27 protein-coding genes are annotated in these 24,101 nt (G+C 39.6%); 20 read left to right on the top strand and 7 right to left on the bottom strand.

Features of this window, described 5'->3' with window-relative positions; translation table 11 throughout:
• Positions 1 to 16: 16 nt before the first annotated feature.
• Positions 17 to 1,030 carry a lactonase family protein gene (locus GOM47_RS05620; protein WP_235080118.1) on the bottom strand — a complete coding sequence of 338 codons (1,014 nt, stop codon included), beginning with the start codon at positions 1,028 to 1,030 and terminating at the stop codon, positions 17 to 19.
• 143 nt (positions 1,031 to 1,173) lie between these two features.
• Here GOM47_RS05620 and GOM47_RS05615 point away from each other — a divergent pair, with 143 nt between their 5' ends.
• From GOM47_RS05615 to GOM47_RS05595, 5 genes are all read left to right on the top strand, one after another.
• The gene (locus tag GOM47_RS05615) at positions 1,174 to 2,340 is read left to right on the top strand and encodes an AI-2E family transporter (RefSeq protein WP_235080117.1); all 1,167 of its coding nucleotides are present in this window, start codon (positions 1,174 to 1,176) and stop codon (positions 2,338 to 2,340) included.
• On the top strand, positions 2,330 to 3,559 hold the full coding sequence (locus GOM47_RS05610; protein WP_235080116.1) for a tetratricopeptide repeat protein: 1,230 nt from the start codon (positions 2,330 to 2,332) through the stop codon (positions 3,557 to 3,559). Before GOM47_RS05615 ends, GOM47_RS05610 begins: the two co-directional genes overlap by 11 nt.
• Before the next feature lie 137 nt (positions 3,560 to 3,696).
• Positions 3,697 to 4,338: an amino acid ABC transporter permease gene (locus GOM47_RS05605; protein WP_084976289.1), complete on the top strand. Its 642-nt coding sequence runs from the start codon at positions 3,697 to 3,699 to the stop codon at positions 4,336 to 4,338.
• A 9-nt stretch (positions 4,339 to 4,347) separates the two neighbouring features.
• Positions 4,348 to 4,977, top strand: a complete 630-nt coding sequence (locus GOM47_RS05600; protein ID WP_235080114.1) for an amino acid ABC transporter ATP-binding protein — start codon at positions 4,348 to 4,350, stop codon at positions 4,975 to 4,977.
• Between the two features lie 11 nt (positions 4,978 to 4,988).
• Positions 4,989 to 5,825 carry an amino acid ABC transporter substrate-binding protein gene (locus GOM47_RS05595; protein ID WP_235080112.1) on the top strand — a complete coding sequence of 279 codons (837 nt, stop codon included), beginning with the start codon at positions 4,989 to 4,991 and terminating at the stop codon, positions 5,823 to 5,825.
• Between the two features lie 74 nt (positions 5,826 to 5,899).
• Here GOM47_RS05595 and lysS read toward each other — a convergent pair whose 3' ends face one another.
• The 5 genes from lysS to GOM47_RS05570 form a co-directional block, all read right to left on the bottom strand.
• On the bottom strand, positions 5,900 to 7,390 hold the full coding sequence (lysS, locus tag GOM47_RS05590; RefSeq protein WP_235080111.1) for a lysine--tRNA ligase: 1,491 nt from the start codon (positions 7,388 to 7,390) through the stop codon (positions 5,900 to 5,902).
• A gap of 138 nt (positions 7,391 to 7,528) precedes the next feature.
• Positions 7,529 to 8,152: a histidine phosphatase family protein gene (locus GOM47_RS05585; protein ID WP_235081280.1), complete on the bottom strand. Its 624-nt coding sequence runs from the start codon at positions 8,150 to 8,152 to the stop codon at positions 7,529 to 7,531.
• Positions 8,152 to 8,634: an aminoacyl-tRNA deacylase gene (locus GOM47_RS05580; protein ID WP_235080109.1), complete on the bottom strand. Its 483-nt coding sequence runs from the start codon at positions 8,632 to 8,634 to the stop codon at positions 8,152 to 8,154. Before GOM47_RS05580 ends, GOM47_RS05585 begins: the two co-directional genes overlap by 1 nt.
• Positions 8,634 to 9,476 carry a DUF368 domain-containing protein gene (locus tag GOM47_RS05575; RefSeq protein WP_235080108.1) on the bottom strand — a complete coding sequence of 281 codons (843 nt, stop codon included), beginning with the start codon at positions 9,474 to 9,476 and terminating at the stop codon, positions 8,634 to 8,636. The genes GOM47_RS05580 and GOM47_RS05575 overlap by 1 nt, the downstream gene beginning before the upstream one ends.
• Before the next feature lie 106 nt (positions 9,477 to 9,582).
• Positions 9,583 to 10,383 carry a glycoside hydrolase family 25 protein gene (locus tag GOM47_RS05570; protein WP_235080107.1) on the bottom strand — a complete coding sequence of 267 codons (801 nt, stop codon included), beginning with the start codon at positions 10,381 to 10,383 and terminating at the stop codon, positions 9,583 to 9,585.
• A 158-nt stretch (positions 10,384 to 10,541) separates the two neighbouring features.
• Between GOM47_RS05570 and glmU the strand changes: the two genes are divergently transcribed.
• The 7 genes from glmU to GOM47_RS05535 all read left to right on the top strand — a co-directional run bounded on the left by glmU (position 10,542) and on the right by GOM47_RS05535 (position 16,522).
• Positions 10,542 to 11,921: a bifunctional UDP-N-acetylglucosamine diphosphorylase/glucosamine-1-phosphate N-acetyltransferase GlmU gene (glmU, locus tag GOM47_RS05565; RefSeq protein ID WP_235080106.1), complete on the top strand. Its 1,380-nt coding sequence runs from the start codon at positions 10,542 to 10,544 to the stop codon at positions 11,919 to 11,921.
• Between the two features lie 9 nt (positions 11,922 to 11,930).
• Positions 11,931 to 12,476: an NUDIX hydrolase gene (locus GOM47_RS05560; RefSeq protein WP_235080105.1), complete on the top strand. Its 546-nt coding sequence runs from the start codon at positions 11,931 to 11,933 to the stop codon at positions 12,474 to 12,476.
• An 11-nt stretch (positions 12,477 to 12,487) separates the two neighbouring features.
• Positions 12,488 to 12,799 carry a cell wall synthase accessory phosphoprotein MacP gene (macP, locus tag GOM47_RS05555; RefSeq protein WP_000517873.1) on the top strand — a complete coding sequence of 104 codons (312 nt, stop codon included), beginning with the start codon at positions 12,488 to 12,490 and terminating at the stop codon, positions 12,797 to 12,799.
• A gap of 15 nt (positions 12,800 to 12,814) precedes the next feature.
• Positions 12,815 to 13,507, top strand: a complete 693-nt coding sequence (locus GOM47_RS05550; RefSeq protein WP_235080104.1) for a 5'-methylthioadenosine/adenosylhomocysteine nucleosidase — start codon at positions 12,815 to 12,817, stop codon at positions 13,505 to 13,507.
• A 76-nt stretch (positions 13,508 to 13,583) separates the two neighbouring features.
• Complete coding sequence (rocS, locus tag GOM47_RS05545; RefSeq protein WP_000021247.1) at positions 13,584 to 14,078, top strand: chromosome segregation protein RocS; 495 nt, start codon at positions 13,584 to 13,586, stop codon at positions 14,076 to 14,078.
• 81 nt (positions 14,079 to 14,159) lie between these two features.
• Positions 14,160 to 14,750: a 3'-5' exonuclease gene (locus GOM47_RS05540; protein ID WP_235080103.1), complete on the top strand. Its 591-nt coding sequence runs from the start codon at positions 14,160 to 14,162 to the stop codon at positions 14,748 to 14,750.
• Positions 14,751 to 14,758: 8 nt separating this feature from the next.
• Complete coding sequence (locus GOM47_RS05535) at positions 14,759 to 16,522, top strand: glycerophosphoryl diester phosphodiesterase membrane domain-containing protein (RefSeq protein WP_235080102.1); 1,764 nt, start codon at positions 14,759 to 14,761, stop codon at positions 16,520 to 16,522.
• Positions 16,523 to 16,568: 46 nt separating this feature from the next.
• Here the strand turns inward: GOM47_RS05535 and GOM47_RS05530 are convergent, their stop codons facing one another.
• Positions 16,569 to 16,868 carry a YbaB/EbfC family nucleoid-associated protein gene (locus GOM47_RS05530; RefSeq protein ID WP_000981527.1) on the bottom strand — a complete coding sequence of 100 codons (300 nt, stop codon included), beginning with the start codon at positions 16,866 to 16,868 and terminating at the stop codon, positions 16,569 to 16,571.
• A gap of 439 nt (positions 16,869 to 17,307) precedes the next feature.
• Between GOM47_RS05530 and GOM47_RS05525 the strand changes: the two genes are divergently transcribed.
• The 8 genes from GOM47_RS05525 (at position 17,308) to GOM47_RS05490 (ending at position 24,042) form a co-directional block, all read left to right on the top strand.
• Positions 17,308 to 18,015 carry a 2-C-methyl-D-erythritol 4-phosphate cytidylyltransferase gene (locus GOM47_RS05525; protein WP_235080101.1) on the top strand — a complete coding sequence of 236 codons (708 nt, stop codon included), beginning with the start codon at positions 17,308 to 17,310 and terminating at the stop codon, positions 18,013 to 18,015.
• Between the two features lie 4 nt (positions 18,016 to 18,019).
• On the top strand, positions 18,020 to 19,042 hold the full coding sequence (locus GOM47_RS05520; protein ID WP_235080099.1) for a ribitol-5-phosphate dehydrogenase: 1,023 nt from the start codon (positions 18,020 to 18,022) through the stop codon (positions 19,040 to 19,042).
• Between the two features lie 16 nt (positions 19,043 to 19,058).
• Positions 19,059 to 19,916, top strand: a complete 858-nt coding sequence (locus GOM47_RS05515) for a phosphotransferase family protein (protein WP_235080098.1) — start codon at positions 19,059 to 19,061, stop codon at positions 19,914 to 19,916.
• Between the two features lies 1 nt (position 19,917).
• Positions 19,918 to 20,796: a DMT family transporter gene (locus GOM47_RS05510; RefSeq protein WP_235080097.1), complete on the top strand. Its 879-nt coding sequence runs from the start codon at positions 19,918 to 19,920 to the stop codon at positions 20,794 to 20,796.
• A gap of 11 nt (positions 20,797 to 20,807) precedes the next feature.
• On the top strand, positions 20,808 to 21,497 hold the full coding sequence (locus tag GOM47_RS05505; protein WP_061588148.1) for a sugar phosphate nucleotidyltransferase: 690 nt from the start codon (positions 20,808 to 20,810) through the stop codon (positions 21,495 to 21,497).
• A gap of 194 nt (positions 21,498 to 21,691) precedes the next feature.
• On the top strand, positions 21,692 to 22,168 hold the full coding sequence (locus tag GOM47_RS05500) for a PTS sugar transporter subunit IIA (RefSeq protein WP_235080096.1): 477 nt from the start codon (positions 21,692 to 21,694) through the stop codon (positions 22,166 to 22,168).
• A 37-nt stretch (positions 22,169 to 22,205) separates the two neighbouring features.
• The gene (locus GOM47_RS05495) at positions 22,206 to 22,511 is read left to right on the top strand and encodes a PTS sugar transporter subunit IIB (protein WP_000590577.1); all 306 of its coding nucleotides are present in this window, start codon (positions 22,206 to 22,208) and stop codon (positions 22,509 to 22,511) included.
• Between the two features lie 55 nt (positions 22,512 to 22,566).
• On the top strand, positions 22,567 to 24,042 hold the full coding sequence (locus GOM47_RS05490) for a PTS galactitol transporter subunit IIC (protein ID WP_235080095.1): 1,476 nt from the start codon (positions 22,567 to 22,569) through the stop codon (positions 24,040 to 24,042).
• Positions 24,043 to 24,101 lie beyond the last annotated feature (59 nt).

The raw sequence follows: 24,101 nt of genomic DNA, 5'->3' as shown, positions 1-24,101 counted from the left end.
TTCAAGTTCATTTTTTTTAATGTGGGAAGTTGATGCAAACTGCTTCAGGAACATGGAAGTCGTTAGAAAGTTCTGCAAGACGGCCAGTTTCAGGATTACGCTTAAAGACGGTTGCATTATCAGAATCTTGATGAACAGCAATGAGAAACTCTTGATTAGGAGTTAGGTCGAAATCACGTGGATTTTGTCCGTGTGTTGGTACGATTTCTAATAATTCCAGACTGCCATCAGCGAGGATCGTATAGACTGCAATGGAATCATGGCCTCGGTTTGATGCATAAAGGTATTTACCATCTTTTGAAAGACGAATAGCAGCAGTAGCATTGAAGTCCTCGTATCCATCTGGTAAGGTTGAAATGACTTGCATGCGTTCAAATTCACCAACACCATCATAAATCAAGACCTCTATAGTGCTATTAAGTTCGCAGATGAGATAGGCAATCTTATAGTGGTGGTGGAAAACGATGTGGCGAGCACCTGCTCCAGCTTGGCTGTGATAAGTGTAGAGTTTACTTAGTTTTCCTTCTTGACTAACATCATAGGTTGTTACCTCATCTGTTCCTAGATCACAGGTGACGAGGTACTGGTCAGGTGTTAGATCTGTAAAGTGTACATGTGGGGAAGTTTGGTTTTCATGAGGACCTTGTCCACTATGCTGATCTAGATCCGTTTGGATGAGGCTACCATCTGCTTGGCGCTGATAAACCAGAACTTGACCTTTGTGGTAGTTGGCCCCATAAACTAGACCACGCTTTTCATCCACTGCCACATAACAATGGGGAGCGCCTTCTTCAACAACATGATTTAGCAAAGCGCCATCTGTCTTATATGCAGCGATTCCACCTAAGCCATCCTGGCTCCCTACAGTGTATAAGTGTTGCTGTTGGTCAAAGGCAAGGTAGGTTGGACTTGGTTCAGCAGCAAAGAGTTCAAGATTTGCAAGCTGGCCTGTTTCTGTATCAAAATCTGCCTTGTAAATCCCTTTAGATGAGCGACGAGTATAAGTTCCAAAATAAACAGTTTCTTTCATGTCCATACCTCTTAATAATGATAAGTTCATTATACCACAAAATGACAGTCAGGAAGTGTTCGTTTAATCTATGTAAGCACTTTAATAAGAGTTATTTTAAATTAAAAATGGTATAATGAGAGAATGACAGAAAGGATGTATTTATGGAACATAAAGAGAAACATTTTAGCCTATCTTGGTTTTTTAAGTGGTTTTTAGATAATAAAGCCATCACTGTATTTTTAGTAACCTTGTTACTGGGGCTAAATATTTTTATTCTAAGTAAGATTAGTTTTATCTTTTTACCAGTTTTAGATTTTCTTGGGGTTGTCATGTTGCCAGTTATTTTATCTGGTTTACTTTATTACCTCCTCAATCCGATTGTTGACTGGATGGAGAAGCACAAGATCAATCGTGTCCTTGCCATTAGTATTCTCTTTGTTATAATTGGTCTCTTTATCATTTGGGGGCTGGCGGTTGCTATTCCAAATTTGCAACGTCAAGTCTTAAATTTTGCGAAGAATGTACCGACATACCTGGAAGATGCTGATAAGGTGATCAATGACCTTGTAACCAAACGCTTGCCAGATGATTTTAGGCCGCAGTTGGAGCAGGTTCTTGCGAATATTTCTACTGAGGCGACGATGTGGGCGAGCAAAATCTCTTCCCAAGCCGTTAACTGGGTGAGCGCCTTTATCAGTAGTGTTTCTCAGGTGATTGTAGCGGTCATTATCGTACCCTTTATGCTCTTCTATCTCTTGCGTGATGGAAAAGGCTTGCGAGATTATTTGACTAAGTTTATTCCAACGAAGTTAAAAGAACCTGCGGGTGAAGTCCTATCGGATGTCAATAAACAGCTGTCAAACTACGTTAGAGGACAGGTTACAGTTGCTATTATCGTGGCAATTATGTTTATTATCTTCTTTAAGATTATTGGTCTCAGATATGCTGTGACTCTTGGTATTACCGCTGGTATTCTCAATCTAGTACCTTATCTAGGTAGTTTTCTAGCGATGTTGCCTGCTTTGGTTTTGGGCTTAATAGCGGGGCCTGTGATGCTTTTGAAAGTGATTATTGTCTTTATTGTTGAACAAACGATTGAAGGTCGCTTCGTTTCTCCGCTTATTTTAGGTAGTCAGCTAAACATCCATCCGATCAATGTCCTCTTTGTTCTTCTAACTTCAGGATCCATGTTTGGTATTTGGGGAGTCTTGCTGGGAATTCCAGTCTATGCCTCTGCTAAGGTTGTTATCTCTGCTATCTTTAACTGGTACAAAAAAGTCAGCGGTTTGTATGAAGAAGAAGGGGAGGAAATCAAGAGTGAACAGTAGTCAACACATGCTCCAAGCTTTGGATGAACAAGATTTAAGTAAAGCGGATCAGTACTTTCACAAAGCCCTCGAAACAGATTCAAGTGAAGTTCTTTACGAACTAGCAAGCTATCTTGAGGGAATTGGCTTTTATCCTCAAGCAAAAGAAATTTACCAAAATATCGTTACAGAATTTCCAGAAGTGAATCTGAATTTAGCTAGCATTGCTAGCGAGGATGGCAATGTTGAGGAAGCCTTTGCTTACCTTGAGGAAATCACACCTGAAAATGACTGGTATGTATCGGCCTTGGCCTTGAAGGCAGACCTCTATCAGTTGGAAGGATTGACAGATGTAGCGCGTGAAAAGTTATTGGAAGCCCTAAATTACTCAGATGACGCCTTATTAGTTTTTGGTTTGGCTGAGTTGGATAGTGAGTTAGGAAATTATCAGGAAGCCATTCAGGGCTATGCTCAATTAGACAATCGCTCCCTCTATGAGCAAACGGGTGTTTCAACCTATCAGAGAATCGGCTACGCTTATGCTCAGTTAGGCAAGTTTGAAGCTGCAACTGAATTCTTAGAAAAAGCTATAGAACTAGAATACGATGACCAAACTGCCTTTGAACTGGCTAGTCTTTACTTTGACCAAGAAGAGTATCAAAAATCTGTCCTTTACTTTAAGCAGATTGATACCATTTCACCGGATTTTGAAGGATATGAGTATGGTTATAGTCAAGCCTTGCACAAGGAACATCAGATAGAAGAAGCTCTCCGTATTGCTAAACAGGGATTGGAGAAAAATCCGTTTGAGACCCGGCTCTTGCTAGCTGCTTCTCAGTTCTCGTATGAATTGCATGATCCTAGTAGCGCAGAGCAGTTTCTCCTTACTGCCAAAGAAGATGCAGAGGATACAGAAGAAATTTTCCTTCGCCTTGCGACCATTTATATGGAACAAGAACGGTTTGAGGACATTATCGCTCTCCAAAGTCAAGAACCTGAAAACCTCCTGACCAAGTGGATGATTGCACGCTCTTACCAGAAAATCGAGGATTTAGATAAGGCTTATGAGCTCTATCAAGAACTGTCATCTGACCTCAAGGACAATCCAGAGTTTCTGGAGCAATATACTTATCTCTTGCGTGAATTGGGATATTTTGAAGAAGCCAAAGTGCAAGTCGAAGCCTATTTAAAACTAGTCCCAGATGATGTTCAAATGCAAGAACTGCTAGAAACACTTTAAAAGTTATCTCTCTAAAAGAGCGTATCCGTCAATTTGGCAGATACGTTTTTTGAAAGAAATAGAATTTTTTTACAATAACCCTTGCTAAATTGTTTATTTATGCTATAATAGGAACAATTATTTTTAGGAGGTGCAGTATGTCTTATTTGTTTGAGATATTACCGAGTTTATTGAGCGGTGCAAGCATGACTTTACAGGTTTTTGTACTGGTCTTGATTTTTTCTATTCCCTTGGGCGTTTTGATTGCTTTTGCCTTGCAAGTCCATTGGAAGCTCCTCCATTATCTGATCAACATTTATATCTGGATCATGCGGGGAACACCCTTGCTCTTGCAATTGATCTTTATCTATTATGTGCTCCCAAATATTGGGATTCGTTTGGATCGCCTTCCTGCGGCTATTATTGCCTTTGTTTTGAATTATGCGGCTTACTTTGCTGAAATCTTCCGTGGGGGGATTGATACTATTCCTAAGGGGCAATATGAGGCTGCTAAGGTCTTGAAGTTTAGCCCTGTTGCCACAGTGCGCTATATTATCTTACCACAGGTGACCAAAATTGTTCTTCCTAGCGTATTTAATGAAGTCATGAGTTTGGTCAAGGATACTTCTCTGGTCTATGCTTTAGGGATTTCAGATTTGATTTTGGCTAGTCGGACAGCAGCCAATCGAGATGCCAGTCTGATTCCTATGTTCTTGGCAGGAGCAATTTACTTGATTTTGATTGGTATTGTGACTATCCTTGCCAAAAAAGTTGAGAAGAAGTACAGTTACTATAGATAGGAGGTTGCCATGTTAGAATTACGAAACATCAACAAGGCCTTTGGTGGCAAACAAATCTTAACTAATTTCAGCCTATCAATTCCTGAAAAGCAAATCCTGGCAATCGTAGGTCCATCAGGAGGCGGAAAAACAACCTTATTACGTATGTTAGCTGGACTGGAAACTATCGATTCTGGAGAAATCTACTATAACGGTGAATCTCTAGCTTTAGATGAACTAGAAAAGCGCAACCTACTAGGATTTGTCTTCCAAGATTTTCAACTTTTCCCTCATTTATCAGTTTTAGACAATTTGACCTTATCGCCTGTGAAAACAATGGGAATGAAGCAGGAAGAGGCAGAGAAGAAGGCGCGTGGACTCTTGGAACAGTTAGGACTAGCAGAGCACGCAGATGCTTATCCATTTTCATTATCAGGTGGGCAAAAGCAGCGGGTGGCCTTGGCGCGTGCTATGATGATTGACCCAGAAATCATTGGTTACGATGAACCAACTTCTGCTCTGGATCCAGAATTGCGCTTGGAAGTGGAAAAACTGATCTTGCAAAATAGGGAACTTGGTATGACGCAGATTGTGGTTACCCACGATTTACAATTCGCTGAAAATATTGCAGATGTATTATTAAAAGTAGAGCCTAAATAGGAGGAAAAGTGATGAAAAAATTGATGCTTGTATTAGTCAGCCTAATGACTGCTTTGTTCTTAGTAGCTTGTGGGAAAAATTCTAGTGAAACTAGTGGAGATAATTGGTCTAAGTACGAGTCTAACAAGTCTATTACTATTGGGTTTGATAGTACTTTTGTTCCAATGGGATTTGCTCAGAAAGATGGTTCCTATGCAGGATTTGATATTGATTTAGCTACAGCTGTTTTTGAAAAATACGGAATTACGGTAAATTGGCAACCGATTGATTGGGATTTGAAAGAAGCTGAATTGACAAAAGGAACGATTGATCTGATTTGGAATGGCTATTCCGCTACAGACGAACGTCGTGAAAAGGTAGCGTTCAGTAACTCATATATGAAGAATGAGCAGGTATTGGTTACTAAGAAATCGTCAGGTATCACGACTGCAAAAGGTATGACTGGAAAGACTTTGGGAGCTCAAGCTGGTTCATCTGGTTATGCGGACTTTGAAGGAAAGCCAGCGATTTTGAAGGATATTGTCGCTAATAATGAAGCGAATCAATACCAAACCTTTAATGAAGCCTTGATTGATTTGAAAAACGATCGAATTGACGGCCTATTGATTGATCGTGTCTATGCAAACTATTATTTAGAAGCAGAAGGCGTTTTAAACGATTATAATATCTTTACAGTTGGACTAGAAACAGAAGCTTTTGCAGTTGGAGCACGTAAGGAAGATACAACTCTGGTTAATAAGATAAATGAAGGATTTTCTAGTCTTTACAAGGATGGTAAGTTCCAAGAAATTAGTCAAAAATGGTTTGGAGAAGACGTAGCAACCAGTCAAGTCAAAAATCAAGAATAAGAAAAGAGATTGAGTTTTTCCTCAGTCTCTTTTTGTATCGAAAAATCCTCTGGCAAGTACCAGAGGATAAGAGTTTATTTCATTGTTGGGAAGAGCAATACGTCACGGATAGTGGTTGTATCAGTGAGGAGCATGCAAAGACGGTCAATACCGATACCCAAACCACCTGTTGGTGGCATACCGTATTCAAGAGCTTCGATGTAGTCGTAGTCGATACCTGTTGCCTCATCATCACCAAGTTCTTTGGCTTTAGCTTGGGCTTCGAAACGGCTAAGTTGGTCGATTGGGTCGTTCAACTCAGTAAAGGCGTTACCGTATTCCTTGGTCATAATGAAGAGCTCAAAACGGTCAGTAAAGCGTTCATCTTCAGGATTTTTCTTAGCAAGTGGTGATACAGCTACTGGATGACCATAGACAAAGGTTGGTTGGATCAAGGTTTCTTCGACAAATTCTTCAAAGAAAGCGTTGATGATGTGACCAACTTCAGTGTAGTGTTTCTCAACTGGAACTTTCTTCTCAGCCGCGATAGCTTTAGCTTCTTCGAAAGTCATGTCTTGCCAGAAGTCTACACCAGTAATTTCTTTGATAGCATCCACCATGTGAACACGTTTAAATGGTTCGTTGATCTTAATTTCAGTACCTTGATAGTTAACTGGACCATCACCCTTAACTGCCTTAGTAGCGTGTTGGATAATACCTTCCGTCAAGTCCATGATGTCTTGGAAGTCTGCATAAGCTTGGTAAACCTCGATAGAAGTGAACTCAGGGTTATGAGTAGCATCCATTCCTTCGTTACGGAAGATACGGCCAATTTCATAGACACGTTCCATACCACCAACGATAAGACGTTTCAAGTGGAGCTCAGTCGCGATACGAAGGACCATGTCTATGTTTTGGGCATTGTGGTGAGTGATAAATGGACGAGCAGCAGCACCACCAGCTTCGTTGTGAAGAACAGGTGTTTCCACTTCAAGGAAACCTTTTTGGTCGAGGTAACGACGGATTTCAGAGATAATTTTTGAACGAGTGACAAAGCGTTCAAAGCTCTCGCGGTTAGAAATCAAATCAAGGTAACGTTTACGATAGATGGTTTCAACGTCTGTCAAACCGTGGAATTTCTCAGGAAGTGGGCGAAGTGCTTTAGACAAGTGAGTGATATGAGTTGCCTTGATAGAGAGTTCACCCATATCCGTACGCATGACTTCGCCTTCAACACCGAGGAAGTCACCAAGGTCTGCCTTTTTAAAGATTTCGTAGTTTTCTTCACCGACTTCGTCTTTACGGACGTAAATCTGAATTTGTCCTTCACGGTCTTGGAGATGGGCAAAGCCAACTTTCCCTTTTCCACGTTTGGTAACCAAGCGACCTGCGATTGTAGCAGTTTCGTTTAATTCATGTAGTTGTTCTTTATCGAGTTCTGCGAATTTGTCTTTTAGTTCTTGAGAGTTAGCAGTACGTTCAAAACGTTTTCCGAAGGGATCGATTCCTTGTTCACGGAGCGCAGCCATTTTTTCACGGCGAACGATCTGCTGGTCATTTAGTTCTTCCATATGTTCTGTAGACATGGGTTCCTCCTAATTTTACTCAAAATTTGATACGATGAGTCATTTTTTGCGATACTCCCATTTTATCATAAATAACAGAGAAATTCACGGATATTCTTTGAAAACTAAAAAGAACTTGACCATTGGAATCAAGTTCCATTATTTTTCTTGATAGGAAGTGTCATTCCATCTTTCGAGAGTGAAGGTTTCAAAATCCTCAGTGTCCAAAATTGTCAGACTAGCATTGGCCAAGCCTCCATCTTTGCGAAGGTGAGCCTCTTTATAGCCTAAGAGAGTACGTAGGCTAGCAGTGAGATTTGCTCCATGACCGACAATCAGAACTCTTTCAGCCGGACTTTCTTTCAGAGATTTGATAAATTGAATAGTACGCTGAGTCGTAGAGTAGAGGGACTCGGCTTCAAACATCTTCGTATCAAACTGGGCCAGATTAGAGCGAAAGGCCTTGATTTGTCGTGGATAGATGGCATTGAGCGTTGCGATTTTTAAACCTTCAAGTTTTCCAAGTTGCCATTCGCGTAGATCAGGAATGCTCTCTAAAGGACAGGGGGTATGGAGTTGACTTTGGATAATCTCAGCAGATTTGACTGCTCGAGGTAAATCACTTGAATAAATCTTATCAAAAGGTATTTCCTTGAGATACTGGCCCAGTTGCTTTAGGATGTCAATGGATTCTGGAAGAAGGGGAGAGTCCCCACTAGCACCTTGAAAACGTCCTTCAAGATTCCAGAGGGTGCGGCCATGACGGACAAAATAGAGTTTCATCACTTGTTTTCCTCCAAGATATCAGCAAAATCCGCTTTTACAAAACTGACTAAGTCTTGGGGATCAATGATAATACTATGCCCGACTTCCCCAGCAGATACGATCATTTGGTCCAAATCCAAAGCAGTCTTATCAATAAAAATTGGATAATTGTGTTTTTGGCGAATGCCGACGGGGTTATTAGCCCCATGAATATAGCCTGTCGTTTTTTCCAGATCTTTTTGTGGAATCATACTCACTTTTTTATTTCCAGAAACCTTTGCTAGTTTTTTCTCAGCGAGGTGTTCCGTTATGGGAACAATTCCAATAATCGGTCCTGTCTTGTCTCCCAAAAGAGCCAAAGTTTTAAAAATCTCTTTTCGGTCGTATTCAGGAGGAAGTTCTCCTTCAAGCGCATTGATTTGAATACCAGTATGGTCAATCCCAACCTTGGTCAAGATCTGCTCGACCAAGGTTTTTTTAATCTTAACTTTCTTTGCCATTATTTATACTTATCCTCCAGCTGGCTCATCCAGATACCAAGCCAAATGCCAAGCGCAAAGAAGAAGGCGATGAGAACATAGCTCACAATAGAAAGTCTAGTGTATTGGATACTTTCAGCATTTCCAGCATTTGGAATCAAAATTAAGAGAGTGCTTGAAAGCACAATTCCTATAATAAAGTGATAGACACGAGAGTGGTAGTTGTTCAAGGCGTGATCCATTAATTTTGAAAAGATAATGAGGGTTGCTCCTGCACCAATCCCGATAGGAAGGAAGGTTCCAAATAAATCAAAGGTTTTAAAACCAGTCAGCATAGGAGCGTACAGACCCAAAATCAAAAGTAGATTTGACGGACTTAAACCAGGCACCAAAACACCAAGAGCTAAAAGAACACCTGCCAAGATGAAGTTTACAAAACTAGCACTGAGTGAACCTACAACAAAATTTAAAGCGTAGAGGCCAAATCCTGAAATGATAAAGGTAGTCCAGAACCAAACTAGGTCAATCTTATCACGATCAGACTCTCTAGTAGATTCTTTAAGGAGGCTAGGAACTGTACCGATGATAGCTCCAGCAAAGCTCCACAAAACATAGACTTGGTAATTTTCTAGCAAATACTCGATCGGATAGGAAAACAAACCAATCCCAAGCAACATCCCGATAGCTACTGGGATAAAGTAAAGGACATTCTCTTTAAAATCTTTAAAGGGATGAGCAAGAAAGCCAATCATTCGCTCGTAAATTCCCAAAATAGCTGCTAAAACACCGCCAGAAATTCCTGGTAGGATAAATCCTAAGGCGATGACGATTCCTTTAATAACTCGTGCAATCCATGAAAACATAATAAAATCCTCAATTTCATAAAATTCTTTCTCTATGCTATCAATTATAACACAGACGGGGAGAAAATGAAAAAACAAGTGAAAAAGTTTGTTATTTTCACTTGTCTTATGGTCTTAAAAATAGTTTTCTGAAGGTTTCTTCCTTGTCTTTGTCAGTAGAAATCAGATTGATGTCCAAATGATGTTCAAATCCTGCAATTCTCCCCTTAGAAGTGTACTGGTGGAGATCGTAGTCCAGATCAGTATTTGGCTTAGTTTCAAAATAACCAGAGTCAGTTCCATAGGAAGGGATCCAAATAGCAGTGAACTTATTTGTATTGATACTATGCTCTTGCATGAAGTAAACCCCAACGTAGATCCCGATGTTTTTAGCGCCGAGAGCTGCCAGTTTGGCACGAAAGGCTTCAACACCTTCATTCATATCGGACATTGTTTTTTCTTCAACATCTAACCAGTAGTAGCTAGGATTGTAGGGAGAAGCAGCGTTGTAGAAGACTTCAGCAGCCTTCTCCATTTCTTCCTTATTTTTTCCAGCTACATAGGCATAAACCCCCACAGGGACATTCCGTTTTTGAAATTCTGCTATATGATTTTTATAGGCTTTATCGACACCATTGATAAAGGCAGCATCATTTGCTTCAGTATGCTGAGCTCCATTGTGCACGCGAACGATAACACCAGAAATGTTTTGAGCCAAGATGTCGTAGTTGATTTCCTCAGGTCTTTGCCAACCAGAGACGTCGATAATGGGTTTATCAAGATTATGCAAGGCTTGTGTTTCAACTTGAAGAGCATTTGGTTTAGTTTTGATAGGATGGTCCTCAAAACTTGGTTTGTTGAGGAGTAAAATCGCTATGAAAATTCCAAATAAACTAAAAATAATAGCTGGATGAATTTGTTTTCTCATATTTACTTAGTTTAGCGTAAAAATTTTAAAAAATCAAAGGAAACAGTTTAGAAATGTAGACAAGTAGGGAAGATTTTCAGGAGAGCACCTGTTTGTTTGTTCTTTAAAAGTAAAATTATGGTATAATATAAGGGAATTTTTACAGAAAAGAGAATAGTATGTCAAATTATGCCATTATTTTAGCAGCGGGTAAGGGTACTCGCATGAAATCAGATCTTCCCAAAGTACTTCATAAAGTAGCAGGAATTTCGATGTTGGAACACGTTTTTCGTAGTGTTGGTGCTATTCAACCTGAAAAAACAGTTACTGTAGTTGGTCACAAGGCTGAGCTGGTTGAGCAAGTATTGGCTGGTCAGACAGACTTTGTTACCCAATCAGAACAACTAGGAACTGGGCATGCTGTCATGATGGCAGAGCCTATTCTCCAAAATCGCACTGGCCACACCTTGGTTATCGCTGGAGATACTCCTCTGATTACAGGTGAAAGCTTGAAAAACCTCTTGGATTTCCATATCAATCACAAAAATGTTGCGACTATCCTGACAGCTGAAGCAGCAAATCCTTTTGGATACGGTCGAATTGTTCGAAACGATAATGCAGAAGTTCTTCGTATTGTTGAGCAAAAGGATGCGACTGATTTTGAAAAACAAATCAAGGAAATCAATACTGGAACTTACGTATTTGACAATGAACGTCTTTTTGAAGCCCTTAAAAACATCAACACTAACAATGCCCAAGGTGAGTACTATATTACTGATGTGATTGGTATTTTCCGTAATGCGGGTGAGAAGGTTGGGGCCTATACTCTCAAGGATTTTGATGAAAGTCTTGGGGTAAATGACCGTGTAGCTCTTGCGACTGCGGAAGCAGTGATGCGCCGCCGTATCAATCAAAAGCACATGGTTAATGGTGTTAGCTTTGTCAATCCAGAAGCAACATACATCGACATTGATGTTGAGATTGCTCCTGAGGTCCAAATCGAAGCCAACGTTACCTTGAAAGGTCAAACGAATATTGGTGCGGAGACTATTTTAACAAATGGAACTTATGTAGTGGATAGCACTATCGGAGCAGGAGCTGTGATTACCAACTCTATGATTGAGGAAAGCTTGGTAGCAGACGGAGTGACTGTTGGTCCTTATGCCCATATCCGTCCAGGTTCAAGTCTGGCTGCTCAAGTTCACATTGGAAATTTTGTTGAAGTAAAAGGATCTTCAATCGGTGAAAATACCAAGGCGGGTCATTTGACTTATATCGGAAACTGTGAAGTGGGTAGCAACGTTAATTTCGGTGCTGGTACCATTACAGTTAACTATGACGGGAAAAACAAATACAAGACAGTCATCGGAAACAATGTCTTTGTTGGCTCAAACTCAACCATCATTGCCCCTGTAGAACTTGGTGACAATTCTCTTGTTGGAGCTGGTTCAACTATTACCAAGAATGTTCCTGCTGATGCTATTGCTATTGGACGTGGACGACAAGTTAACAAAGATGAATACGCAACTCGCTTGCCTCATCATCCCAAGAACCAGTAGGAGTTTGTCATGGAATTTGAAGAAAAAACGCTTAGTCGAAAAGAAATCTACCAAGGTCCTATTTTCAAACTGGTACAAGACCAGGTGGAACTACCAGAAGGAAAGGGAACTGCCCAACGTGACTTGATTTTTCACAATGGAGCTGTTTGTGTACTAGCCGTGACAGCCGAGGACAAAATTGTCCTCGTTAAGCAATACCGAAAGGCTATTGAGGCGGTCTCTTATGAGATTCCTGCAGGTAAACTGGAAATTGGTGAAAATGCAGATCCAATGGCAGCGGCACTTCGTGAATTGGAAGAAGAGGTTGCCTACACAGCTAAGTTAGAACTGTTGTATGATTTCTATTCTGCGATTGGTTTTTGCAACGAAAAACTAAAACTCTACCTTGCAAGAGATTTGACTAAGGTAGAAAATCCTCGTCCACAAGATGATGATGAAACCTTGGAGGTCCTAGAAGTAAGTCTAGAGGAAGCCAAGAACCTGATCCAGTCAGGTCATATCTGTGATGCCAAGACCATCATGGCAATCCAGTACTGGGAACTACAAAAGAAATAGAGGAGTAACCCATGGGAAAACCTTTATTAACAGACGAAATGATTGAACGTGCCAACCGCGGTGAGAAAATATCAGGGCCACCTCTTCAAGATGATGAGGAAACAAAGATCCTACCAACGTCTTCACAACATTTTGGTTATTCACGTTCTAGAGACCACGGTTTTAGTCAAGATACACTTACAATCGAAGTAGAACCAACGATTCATAAGAGTCGTCGCATTGAGAACACTAAGAGAAATGTTTTTAATTCGAAACTCAATCGCATCTTATTTGCAGTCATCCTACTCTTGATTTTGTTAGTGTTGGCGATGAAACTCTTGTAATTGAAAGGACATGAAATGAAAATTGGAATCATTGCTGCCATGCCAGAAGAGCTCCTACACTTGACTCAGAATTTAGATAGAGCACAAGAAGTCCAAGTCCTCGGAAATACTTACTACACTGGCACTGTTGGCAAGACAGAAGTTGTCCTAGTTCAGAGTGGGGTTGGAAAGGTCATGTCAGCTATGAGTGTAGCGGTGTTAGCTGACCATTTCCAAGTGGATGCCGTTATCAATACAGGATCAGCAGGTGCAGTTGCAGAAGGGATTGCCGTTGGAGATGTAGTGATTGCGGATAAATTGGCTTACCATGATGTGGATGTAACTGCTTTTGGCTATGCTTATGGTCAGATGGCTGGTCAACCTCTTTACTTTGAATCCGATAAGAACTTTATCGCTAGGATTAAAGAGAATTTATCTCAATTAGAACAGAACTGGCACCTAGGATTGATTGCCACAGGGGATAGCTTTATAGCTGGAGATGATAAGATTGCTAGTATCAAATCCCACTTTCCGGATGTTTTAGCAGTTGAAATGGAAGGGGCAGCGATTGCACAGGCAGCTCAGGCTCTTGGCCTACCTTTCCTAGTCATTCGTGCCATGAGCGACAATGCCAATCACGAGGCTTCTATCTCTTTTGATGAGTTTATCATTGAAGCTGGACGTCGTTCTGCCCAAGTTTTACTGGCCTTTTTAAAGGTTATGGATTAAGCGGAAATTTGACAGTTTATTTAGCTTATGATAAGATTTAAATAAAGAAAAGCTAGAAAACGTTTCAGAGGATATTATGAGTATTGAAATGACCGTCAGCGAGATTGCAGAGGTCTTAGGACTATCTCGTCAGGCAATCAACAATCGTGTCAAAGAACTTCCCGAAGAGGACACGAAAAAAAATGACAAAGGTGTAACAGTAGTTACTCGAAGTGGCTTGATTAAGCTAGAAGAAATCTATAAAAAAACGATTTTTGAAGATGAACCAGTCAGTGATGATGTCAAACAACGCGAACTGATGGAAATCTTGGTCGATGAGAAAAATGCTGAAATTCTTCGTTTGTACGAGCAACTCAAGGCCAAGGACCAGCAACTGGCAGAAAAAGATGAGCAGATGCGCATCAAAGACCGCCAGATTGCAGAAAAGGACAAACAATTGGACCAGCAGCAACAGTTAACTCTTCAAGCTATGAAGGATCAAGAAAGCTTGAAACTCGAGTTGGACCAAGCAAAAGAAGAAGTCCAAGCAACCAAAAAAGGCTTTTTTGCTCGCCTGTTTGGAGGAAAATAAAGAAGCTGTTTGGGTTATTCACTAACCTAATAGCTTCTTTTCTTATTTATAGTTTAAATTGAGTCGGAATTGAGGTAAAAGATGGAAAAATTAAGAGATTATATCGCCTTTGACTTAGAATTCAATCAACACGAAGGAGTTACCCATTTAATTCAGGTATCAGCAGTTCGTTTTCAAGATGGTCAAGAGATAGGTGCCTTTGATTCTTATGTCCATACCAGCGTGCCTTTAAAGAGTTTTATTAATGGTTTGACAGGAATTACAGCTGAAACCTTGAAAGATGCGCCAAAAGTAGAACAAGTTTTACAGGACTTTCAGGCATTTGTTGGCAATTCACCTATCGTTGGTTACAATGCAGCTAATAGTGATTTGCCTATTCTCTTGGAGCATGGCTTGGACTATCGTGACCAGTACAAGGTCGACCTATATGATGAGGCTTTTGAACGTCGTAGTTCCGACCTACACGGCATAGCTAATCTCAAATTGCAAACTGTGGCGAATTTCTTAGGCTTTAAAGGTCAATCGCATAATAGTTTAGAAGATGCCCGCATGACGGCGCGTGTTTATGAAGCCTTTTTGGAATCGGATGAAGGAAAACTATTGTTAGAAGAACAAAGTAATCTATCTATGAATCCCTTTGGCGGGTTAGATTTATCTCAATTTCTAGACTAGGAGTGCCTATGAAACCTGAAAAACCTAAAAAGCTAGGTTTTAGGAAAATTTACCTCAACCTAGATAAAGTTCTCTTCCTCTTTTTCTTAATTTTCATGATGGTGGAATATCTGTGGTTACCTCTCAATTCCTTTCTTGCTGGTCTTTTACTCAGCCAGACGGGCTATTTGTTTATTTCTTACAATAATATTTTTGCCATTATCACGAGTTCTCCTTTAATCAGTCTGGCTTTTCTCGTCTTGATTGTAATCAATTTTTTGGTGGCCTATTTCCAGATTTGCCTCCTCTTTATTGGGGCGCGTCACCTTCTCTACCACGAAAAGAGAACCTTGATTGAGTACAGTCGCAAAGTTTTCCAGCAAAGTTTTCTATTCATGAAACGCTTGAGCTTCTGCAAGATGGCTTTTCTATTCTTCTACGTAGCCATGCTCTTTCCTTTCATCAGGAAAATTTTAAAAATTTATTACTTAAATAAAATCGTTATTCCAGACTTTATTGTGACTTATCTGGAAGACAAGCACTGGCTCGTAGGCTTGATGATTTTTGCATCTGCTTGGATTTTGCTCTATGTGTCTGTCCGACTCATGTTTGCCCTTCCGAAGATTCTCTTTGAAAAGAGGACTGTGAGAGAAGGAGTAAAATATAGCCTACAAAAGACAAAGAAACAAGTTCTCTTTTATGCTTGGAACTTGCTACTCATTATTATTAAAACCTATCTCTTTTTCTTCCTTCTCTTGACTCCCTTGCTAATGGGACAGATTGTAATTGACAATTTAACACAGAAAGAATCACTGATTCTTGGAGTTATCAACTTTGTCTTGATAAAAAACATCCACTATATGGCGTTGACCTATTTCCTTGTTAAGTTTGTCTCCTTTTTGACCGGTGAGGAACTGGAGATTATGCCAAGAAGAAAAAAAGATCATTTGATGAGATGGGGAGTTATGGGCTGCGCTAGTATCTTTTTTGCGCTGGAAGGTTATATCTATCTGGAAGCTCCTGTGACAAATACCCCTTTAATCATTTCACATAGGGGCGTTTCAAATAAAAATGGTGTACAAAACACTGTACAGTCTTTGGAAAAAACAGCGCAATTGAAACCAGATTTGATTGAAATGGATGTACAGGAGACCAAAGATGGTCAGTTTGTGATGATGCATGACGCCAATCTTAAGAACTTAGCAGGTATCAACGCTAATCCTCAAGACTTGACTCTAGAGGAGTTGACAGGGTTAGATATTTCTGAAAATGGCTATCGAACCAAGATATCTAGTTTTGATGACTATCTCAATCGCGCGAATGAACTTCATCAAAGATTGTTGATTGAAATTAAAACCAGTAAAAAAGACAGTCCACAAATGATGGAACGTTTCCTAGAGAAGTATGGCCCTATTATCAAGCAGTATGGTCATCAGATGCAATCACTAGACTATCATGTGATTGACCAAGTTTTGAAATATGATTCGACTATTCCAGCTTATTTCATCTTGCCTTATAATAGTATTTTCCCAAAAACCAAGGCAACGGGCTATACCATGGAGTATTCAACATTGGATGAATATTTTGTTACTAAACTTTGGTATACAGAACAAAAGCTTTACGTATGGACCATCAATAGCTCTGATGCACTTGATAAATCGTTGCAGTTGTCAGTGGATGGGATGATTACAGATGACATGGAGATGCTACAGGAGACTTTAGCAGCAGCTCAGGAAGATCCAGAATACACCGATCTTCTTTTGAAAAAAGCTACGGAATTCTTTAATTTTTAACAGAGAAAAAAGGAGAAGTGAACCTTCCTCCTTTTTCTATAGGTGATTAGAATGGTAATTTTCCAGCGAAAGCTCCTAGTTTCTTCTTAGTCGTTTCATCAATTTGTTCAAGAGCAGCGTTGATGGCTTGAACGGTCATATCAGACAAGGTTTCTAGGTCTTCTGGATCTACAACTGCTGGACTGAAGTCAATGCTAACAACTTTCTTATCTCCAGTTAAGGTCGCTTGGACAAGATCTTGAGCAGATTTTCCAACAAATTGCATAGCAGCGAGTTCTGCTTGACTTTGTTCCATTTGTTTTTGAAGTTTTTGTGCTTGGCGCATCATGTTTTGCATGTTCATCATGGCGGTTTACAATTTCCTTTTTCTATTTTTTTCTTTTTTATTTTATCAATTTTAGGTTCAAAAGTCTATTATTTGTTTAATTCATGAGATATATGAGCTTTTATAATGAGTCCCTCAAACAACTTTTAAGAAATTTACTAAGCACACCTAGTATTCTTTGCTAAACAAATAATTTCATTTAAGTTTTCTTTAAGGTTTCTATTATATTCTAAAGAACTCTATATTAACCGAACGTTGAACGGATAATATAGAGGATAACCTAATTTTATTTCTTAATTTATTATGATCTTTCCAGAATTAGTAACACATTGTTCACTTTTTACCTTAAATGGTGTGTTGATTAGACTAAATGACGCTCTGTCTTTTCTTCATGATGGAGGCAGATTGTGATATAATAGATAGTAATGAGTTTTTTAGAATAAACTAAAGGAGAATATAAATGATCTATGCAGGAATCCTAGCCGGAGGAACTGGCACACGCATGGGAATCAGTAATTTACCAAAACAATTCTTGGAGTTGGGTGATCGACCTATTTTGATCCACACAATCGAAAAATTTGTTTTGGAACCAAGTATTGAAAAAATTGTAGTTGGAGTTCATGGAGACTGGGTGTCACACGCTGAGGACCTAGTTGACAAGTATCTTTCTCTCCACAAGGATCGCATCATCATTACCAAAGGTGGGGCTGATCGCAATACCAGTATCGAGAAGATTATAGAAGCCATTAATGCCTATCGTCCAATCACTCCAGAAGATATCGTGATTACCCACGACTCTGTTCGTCCCTTTATCACACTTCGCATGATTCAGGACAATATCAAGCTCGCTCAAGATCATGATGCAGTTGACACAGTAGTAGAAGCGGTTGATACCATTGTTGAAAGCACTAATGGCCAATTTATCACGGATATTCCAAATCGTGCTCACCTCTATCAGGGTCAAACACCTCAAACCTTCCGCTGCAAGGATTTCATGGATTTGTATGGTTCCCTATCTGATCAAGAAAAGGAAATCCTGACGGATGCATGTAAGATTTTTGTTATCAAAGGGAAAGACGTTGCCCTAGCTAAAGGCGAATACTCAAACCTTAAAATCACAACTGTAACAGACTTGAAAATCGCGAAAAGTATGATTGAGAAAGACTAAGGCTATGATTAATCAAATTTATCAACTGACCAAACCAAAGTTTATCAATGTAAAATACCAAGAAGAGGACATTGATCAAGAGAATCATATCCTTATCCGTCCAAATTTTATGGCGGTTTGTCATGCGGATCAACGTTACTATCAAGGGAAACGCGATCCAAAGATATTGGCTAAAAAGCTTCCTATGGCTATGATTCACGAGTCTTGTGGAACTGTTATTTCAGATCCAACCGGGACTTATGAAGTCGGTCAAAAGGTAGTTATGATTCCTAATCAACCGCCTATGCAGAGTGACAAGGAGTTCTACGAAAACTACATGATAGGGACCCACTTCCTATCTAGTGGTTATGATGGCTTTATGCGAGAATTTGTCTCTCTTCCAAAAGATCGTGTCGTGTCTTATAATTCCATTGAGGACACAGTTGCTGCCATTACCGAGTTTGTGAGTGTGGGTATGCATGCTATGGATCGTTTCTTGAATCTTGCTCACAGCAAGCGAGAGCGCATTGCTGTTATCGGAGATGGTAGTTTGGCCTTTGTGGTTGCCAATATTATCAATTACACCTTGCCAGAAGCAGAGATTATCGTGATTGGCCGTCATTGGGAAAAATTGGAGCTTTTCTCTTTTGCAAAAGAGTGCTACATCACGGATAATATTCCCGAGGATCTGACCTTTGATCATGGATTTGAATGTTGTGGTGGCGATGGAACAGGCCCAGCTATCAATGACTTGATTCGCTATATTCGTCCACAGGGAACGATTCTCATGATGGGAGTGAGCGAATACAAGGTTAATATCAATACACGAGATGCTTTGGAAAAAGGATTGTTATTAGTGGGATCGTCTCGCTCAGGACGCGTCGATTTTGAGAAGGCCATTCAAATGATGGAAGTCAAAAAGTTTGCTAATCGTCTGAAGAATATCCTTTATATCGAAGAACCAGTGAGAGAAATCAAGGACATTCACCGTGTCTTTGCCACCGACCTAAATACTGCTTTTAAAACAGTATTTAAGTGGGAAGTTTAGAAGATGGAGGTTAATTGTGGAGAAACTCATCAGAGAAAAAATTTCTTCTTTGCTATCGGATGAAGAGGAAGTCCTTAGTGTTGAACAGCTAGGCGGTATGACCAATCAGAATTATTTGGTTAAAACAACCTCCAAACCCTATATCGTTAAATTTTTCGGAAAAGGGACTGAAAAGCTCATCAATCGTCAAGATGAAAAATACAATCTTGAATTGTTGAAAGATTTGAATCTAGATGTCGAAAATTATCTCTTTGATATTGAGTCTGGGATTAAGGTAAATGAGTACATCGAATCAGCAGTAACTCTTGATTCAACATCAATCAAGACCAAGTTTGAAAAGATTGCACCAATTTTACAAACCATTCACTCTTCAGGAAAAGAGCTAAGAGGAGAGTTTGCTCCTTTTGAGGAAATCAAAAAATATGAAGCCTTGATTGAGGGAAATATCCCTTACGCCAATTATGAAGCTGTAAGAAAAGATGTATTTTCACTAGAGAAAAGGTTGGCTGATTTGGGTGTTGACAGAAAGTCTTGTCATATCGACTTGGTACCAGAAAACTTTATCGAGTCACCCCAAGGACGCATGTATTTGATCGACTGGGAATACTCTTCTATGAATGATCCAATGTGGGATTTGGCAGCTCTCTTTTTGGAGTCTGAATTTACAAATCAGGAAGAAGAAGATTTTCTAACCTACTATGAGAATGACAAAACTCCAGTATCTCGTGAAAAGATTCGAATCTATAAAATTTTGCAAGATACTATCTGGAGTTTGTGGACAGTGTACAAAGAAGATCAAGGCGCTGACTTTGGAGATTATGGTGTGAGTCGCTACCAAAGAGCTGTTGACGGTTTGACCTATTATGGAGGTTAGGATGAAGAATAAAAATGGTGTTTCTTTTGGTCTGCTCTCAGGAATCTTCTGGGGGCTAGGTCTGACAATTAGTTCTTATATCTTTTCGATTTTTACAAATCTTTCTCCCTTTGTGGTGGCGGCTGCTCATGATTTCTTGAGTATCTTTATCTTGTTAGCTTTTCTTTTGGTAAAAGAAGGAAAAGTTCGACTCTCGATTTTTCTAAATATCCGAAATGTCAGTGTTATTATCGGAGCCTTGCTAGCTGGTCCCATTGGCATGCAGGCCAATCTTTATGCGGTTAAGTATATCGGAAGTTCTCTTGCATCTTCAGTATCAGCTATCTATCCAGCAGTTTCTGTTTTACTAGCATTTTTCATTTTGAAACACAAGGTATCTAAGAATACTGTGTTTGGTATTTTGTTGATTATCGCTGGCATAATTGCCCAGACTTACAAAGTTGAGCAGGTTAATTCTTTTTATATCGGAATTCTTTGTGCATTAGTTTGTGCCATCGCTTGGGGAAGTGAGAGTGTTCTCAGCTCCTATGCTATGGAAAGTGATTTAAGTGAAATTGAAGCCTTGTTAATCCGACAAGTGACCTCATTCTTGTCCTATCTAGTGATTGTGCTCTTTTCTCACCATTCATTTGCAGAAGTGGCGGATGGGCAATTACTCGGCCTCTTGATTGTCTTTGCGGCATGTAATATGATTTCATACTTAGCCTACTATATTGCTATCAACCGTTTACAACCTGCAAAAGCAACTGGATTGAACGTAAGCTATGTCGTATGGACAGTATTGTTCTCAGCAATGCTTTTAGGTACACCACTCGATATGGTGACCATTATTACATCGCTTGTTGTTATGGCTGGTGTTTATATTATTATTAAAGAATAAAGGAGAATAGCGTGAAAGCAATTATCTTGGCAGCGGGGTTGGGAACTCGTCTGCGCCCTATGACTGAAAATACCCCTAAAGCCTTGGTTAAGGTCAACCAAAAACCTTTGGTAGAATACCAAATTGAATTTTTGAAAGAGCGTGGAATTGATGAGATTATCATTGTTGTCGGCTATCTCAAAGAACAATTTGACTACTTAAAAGAAAAATATGGTGTTCGTTTAGTCTTTAACGACAAGTATGCTGATTACAATAACTTCTACTCACTTTATCTAGTAAAAGAAGATTTGGCTAACAGCTACGTCATCGATGCAGATAACTATCTTTTCAAAAATATGTTTCGAAACGATCTTAAACGTTCTACCTATTTTAGCGTTTATCGTGAAGACTGTACAAACGAATGGTTCTTGGTTTATGGTGATGACTATAAGGTTCAAGATATCATTGTTGACAGTAAGGCAGGCCGTATTTTGAGTGGTGTATCATTCTGGGATGCACCAACTGCTGAGAAGATTGTTGGCTTTATTGACAAAGCTTATGAAAGTGGAGAATTTGTGGATCTCTACTGGGACAATATGGTTAAAGATAATATTAAAGAACTAGATGTATATGTAGAAGAATTAGAAGGTAATAGCATCTATGAAATCGATAGTGTCAAAGACTATCAAAAACTAGAAGAGATTTTATCTTCTATTAAATAACCAATCCAAAATTAGAAGGCTCAGCCTTCTTTTTTTTGTAGTTGAAACGAAGAAGTGTTTGATATTGATTGTATTTATCAAACAAAACACAATTTATAAAAAAATGAACAAAATAAAACAAAAAATCATTGACAACGATTTCATATAGTGTTATACTTATAGCATAAAAGTTAATTGAAAGAAGGGAAAATGTTATGGGATTAGATCATTTCTTTGACAAAGACCTCGTGTTTTGCTTAGAAGCGGATAATCAAGAACAACTCTTTGATCAGGTAGCAACCCTGTTGGAAGAACGAGAAATTGTAACTCCAACTTATCGTGAAGCCTTGATCACGCGTGAAAAGTCATTTCCAACTGGCTTAGATATGGAATTTCTGGGAAAGGATTTGCCAAATGTAGCGATTCCTCATACAGATATTGTTCATAATCTAGCTGAAAAAGTGGTGGTTGTTCGACTAGAAAAACCGGTAACTTTTCACAATATGATTGCTCCTGATAGGGAAGTAGCAGTATCCCTACTCTTCTTTATCATTAACAATTCAAGTTCGAGTCAAACCAATATTCTTGCTCAGTTGATGGACTTCTTTACTGGAAATGGTCACTTAGAAGATCTGGCAAAAATTTCTGAACCAGAAGCTCTCTACACTTACATTTCTGAAGCAACTGCTTAAATCGTACATTAAAATTATTAAATCGGAGGAAATCCTAATGATTAAAATTCTTGCTGCCTGCGGTGCAGGTGTTAACTCAAGTCACCAAATTAAAAGTGCTCTAGAAGAAGAACTTTCAAGCCGTGGGTATGACGTTCACTGTGATGCAGTCATGGTTAAAGATGTGAACGAAGACCTTATGAAAGGTTACGATATCTTTACTCCAATCGCTGCAACAGATCTTGGTTTTGAACCAGGTATTCCAGTAATCGAAGCTGGACCAATCTTGTTCCGTATTCCTGCAATGAGCGCTCCAGTATTTGACAATATTGAAGCAGCTATTAAAGAACACGGACTAAGCTAATTTAATCTTTATCTTGTTAACATTCATATAACTTAGAAAAACGGGAGGAACTATTATGGATGTCATTATCAATCTGGCCAACGATATCTTTAAACCTATCTTGGCTATGGGTGGCCCTATCATCATGCTGATCATTTTGACAGTGTTGGCCCTACTTTTTGGAGTTAAATTCTCCAAAGCTCTTGAAGGTGGTATCAAGCTCGCCATCGCCCTTACAGGTATCGGTGCCATCATCGGTATGCTCAACGGAGCTTTCTCAGCTTCACTTGCGAAATTCGTTGAAAATACTGGTATCCAATTGAACATCACCGACGTTGGTTGGGCACCACTTGCTACAATCACTTGGGGATCTGCTTGGACACTTTACTTCTTGCTTGTAATGTTGATTGTCAACGTTGTGATGCTTGCTATGAAGAAAACGGACACACTTGACGTCGATATCTTCGATATCTGGCACTTGTCAATCACTGGTCTTTTGATCAAATGGTATGCTGACAACAACGGTGTAAGCCAAGGGGTTTCACTCTTCATCGCGACAGCAGCAGTTGTACTTGTTGGTATTTTGAAGATTATCAACTCTGACTTGATGAAACCAACTTTCGACGACCTTCTTAACGCACCAAGTTCGTCACCAATGACTTCAACTCATATGAACTACATGATGAACCCAGTTATCATGGTCTTGGATAAGATCTTTGATAAAGTTTTGCCAGGTCTTGATAAATATGATTTTGACGCTGCAAAATTGAACAAAAAAATCGGTTTCTGGGGATCTAAATTCTTCATCGGTTTCATTCTTGGTATCGTTATAGGTTTGATGGGAACTCCACATCCAGTTGCTGGAGTAGAAGAAGCGGCGTCTTGGGAACTTGTTATTAAAGGTTGGTTGAGCCTTGGTTTGACTGCCGGTGTCTGCTTGGAGCTCTTCTCACTTATCGGATCTTGGTTCATTGCAGCCGTAGAACCACTTTCACAAGGTATTACAAACGTTGCTACTAAACGTCTTCAAGGACGTAAATTTAATATCGGTCTTGACTGGCCTTTCATCGCTGGTCGTGCTGAAATCTGGGCTTGTGCCAACGTACTTGCTCCAATCATGTTGATTGAAGCAGTGCTTCTTTCAAATGTCGGAAATGGTATCTTGCCACTTGCAGGTATCATCGCTATGGGTGTAACTCCAGCTCTCTTGGTTGTTACACGTGGTAAATTGCTCCGTATGATTATCTTCGGAACACTCTTGTTGCCACTCTTCCTTCTTTCAGGTACTCTTATCGCTCCATTTGCAACTGAACTTGCTAAAGGTGTAGGTGCCTTCCCAGAAGGTGTGAGCCAAACTCAATTGATCACTCACTCAACTCTTGAAGGACCAATCGAAAAACTATTTGGTTGGGCAATCGGTAATGCTACAACAGGTGATATTAAAGCAATCCTTGGTGCAGCAGCCTTCCTTGTATTCTATGTAGGTATCTTTGCTTGGTATAGAAAACAAATGATCAAACGTAACGAAGAATACGCAGCAAATGCTAAATAATTCGCTCCTATAAAATGTAAATTGTGAAAACTAGGTTGTCAATTTCCGACATTGGGAGT

This window comes from Streptococcus oralis (assembly GCF_021497945.1).
GTDB classification, from domain to species: domain Bacteria; phylum Bacillota; class Bacilli; order Lactobacillales; family Streptococcaceae; genus Streptococcus; species Streptococcus oralis_BR.
This window is presented reverse-complemented; position numbering and strand designations above follow the sequence as displayed.

Coding starts and splice junctions, on each gene's coding strand:
- GOM47_RS05615 (WP_235080117.1), top strand. CDS start 1,174: ATGGAACATAAAGAGAAACATTTTAGCCTATCTTGGTTTTTTAAGTGG.
- GOM47_RS05560 (WP_235080105.1), top strand. CDS start 11,931: ATGGAATTTGAAGAAAAAACGCTTAGTCGAAAAGAAATCTACCAAGGT.
- lysS (WP_235080111.1), bottom strand. CDS start 7,390: ATGTCTACAGAACATATGGAAGAACTAAATGACCAGCAGATCGTTCGC.
- GOM47_RS05550 (WP_235080104.1), top strand. CDS start 12,815: ATGAAAATTGGAATCATTGCTGCCATGCCAGAAGAGCTCCTACACTTG.
- GOM47_RS05600 (WP_235080114.1), top strand. CDS start 4,348: ATGTTAGAATTACGAAACATCAACAAGGCCTTTGGTGGCAAACAAATC.
- rocS (WP_000021247.1), top strand. CDS start 13,584: ATGAGTATTGAAATGACCGTCAGCGAGATTGCAGAGGTCTTAGGACTA.
- GOM47_RS05495 (WP_000590577.1), top strand. CDS start 22,206: ATGATTAAAATTCTTGCTGCCTGCGGTGCAGGTGTTAACTCAAGTCAC.
- GOM47_RS05535 (WP_235080102.1), top strand. CDS start 14,759: ATGAAACCTGAAAAACCTAAAAAGCTAGGTTTTAGGAAAATTTACCTC.
- GOM47_RS05530 (WP_000981527.1), bottom strand. CDS start 16,868: ATGATGAACATGCAAAACATGATGCGCCAAGCACAAAAACTTCAAAAA.
- GOM47_RS05595 (WP_235080112.1), top strand. CDS start 4,989: ATGAAAAAATTGATGCTTGTATTAGTCAGCCTAATGACTGCTTTGTTC.
- GOM47_RS05570 (WP_235080107.1), bottom strand. CDS start 10,383: ATGAGAAAACAAATTCATCCAGCTATTATTTTTAGTTTATTTGGAATT.
- GOM47_RS05575 (WP_235080108.1), bottom strand. CDS start 9,476: ATGTTTTCATGGATTGCACGAGTTATTAAAGGAATCGTCATCGCCTTA.
- GOM47_RS05490 (WP_235080095.1), top strand. CDS start 22,567: ATGGATGTCATTATCAATCTGGCCAACGATATCTTTAAACCTATCTTG.
- GOM47_RS05580 (WP_235080109.1), bottom strand. CDS start 8,634: ATGGCAAAGAAAGTTAAGATTAAAAAAACCTTGGTCGAGCAGATCTTG.
- GOM47_RS05605 (WP_084976289.1), top strand. CDS start 3,697: ATGTCTTATTTGTTTGAGATATTACCGAGTTTATTGAGCGGTGCAAGC.
- macP (WP_000517873.1), top strand. CDS start 12,488: ATGGGAAAACCTTTATTAACAGACGAAATGATTGAACGTGCCAACCGC.
- GOM47_RS05500 (WP_235080096.1), top strand. CDS start 21,692: ATGGGATTAGATCATTTCTTTGACAAAGACCTCGTGTTTTGCTTAGAA.
- GOM47_RS05620 (WP_235080118.1), bottom strand. CDS start 1,030: ATGAAAGAAACTGTTTATTTTGGAACTTATACTCGTCGCTCATCTAAA.
- glmU (WP_235080106.1), top strand. CDS start 10,542: ATGTCAAATTATGCCATTATTTTAGCAGCGGGTAAGGGTACTCGCATG.
- GOM47_RS05525 (WP_235080101.1), top strand. CDS start 17,308: ATGATCTATGCAGGAATCCTAGCCGGAGGAACTGGCACACGCATGGGA.
- GOM47_RS05585 (WP_235081280.1), bottom strand. CDS start 8,152: ATGAAACTCTATTTTGTCCGTCATGGCCGCACCCTCTGGAATCTTGAA.
- GOM47_RS05540 (WP_235080103.1), top strand. CDS start 14,160: ATGGAAAAATTAAGAGATTATATCGCCTTTGACTTAGAATTCAATCAA.
- GOM47_RS05510 (WP_235080097.1), top strand. CDS start 19,918: ATGAAGAATAAAAATGGTGTTTCTTTTGGTCTGCTCTCAGGAATCTTC.
- GOM47_RS05520 (WP_235080099.1), top strand. CDS start 18,020: ATGATTAATCAAATTTATCAACTGACCAAACCAAAGTTTATCAATGTA.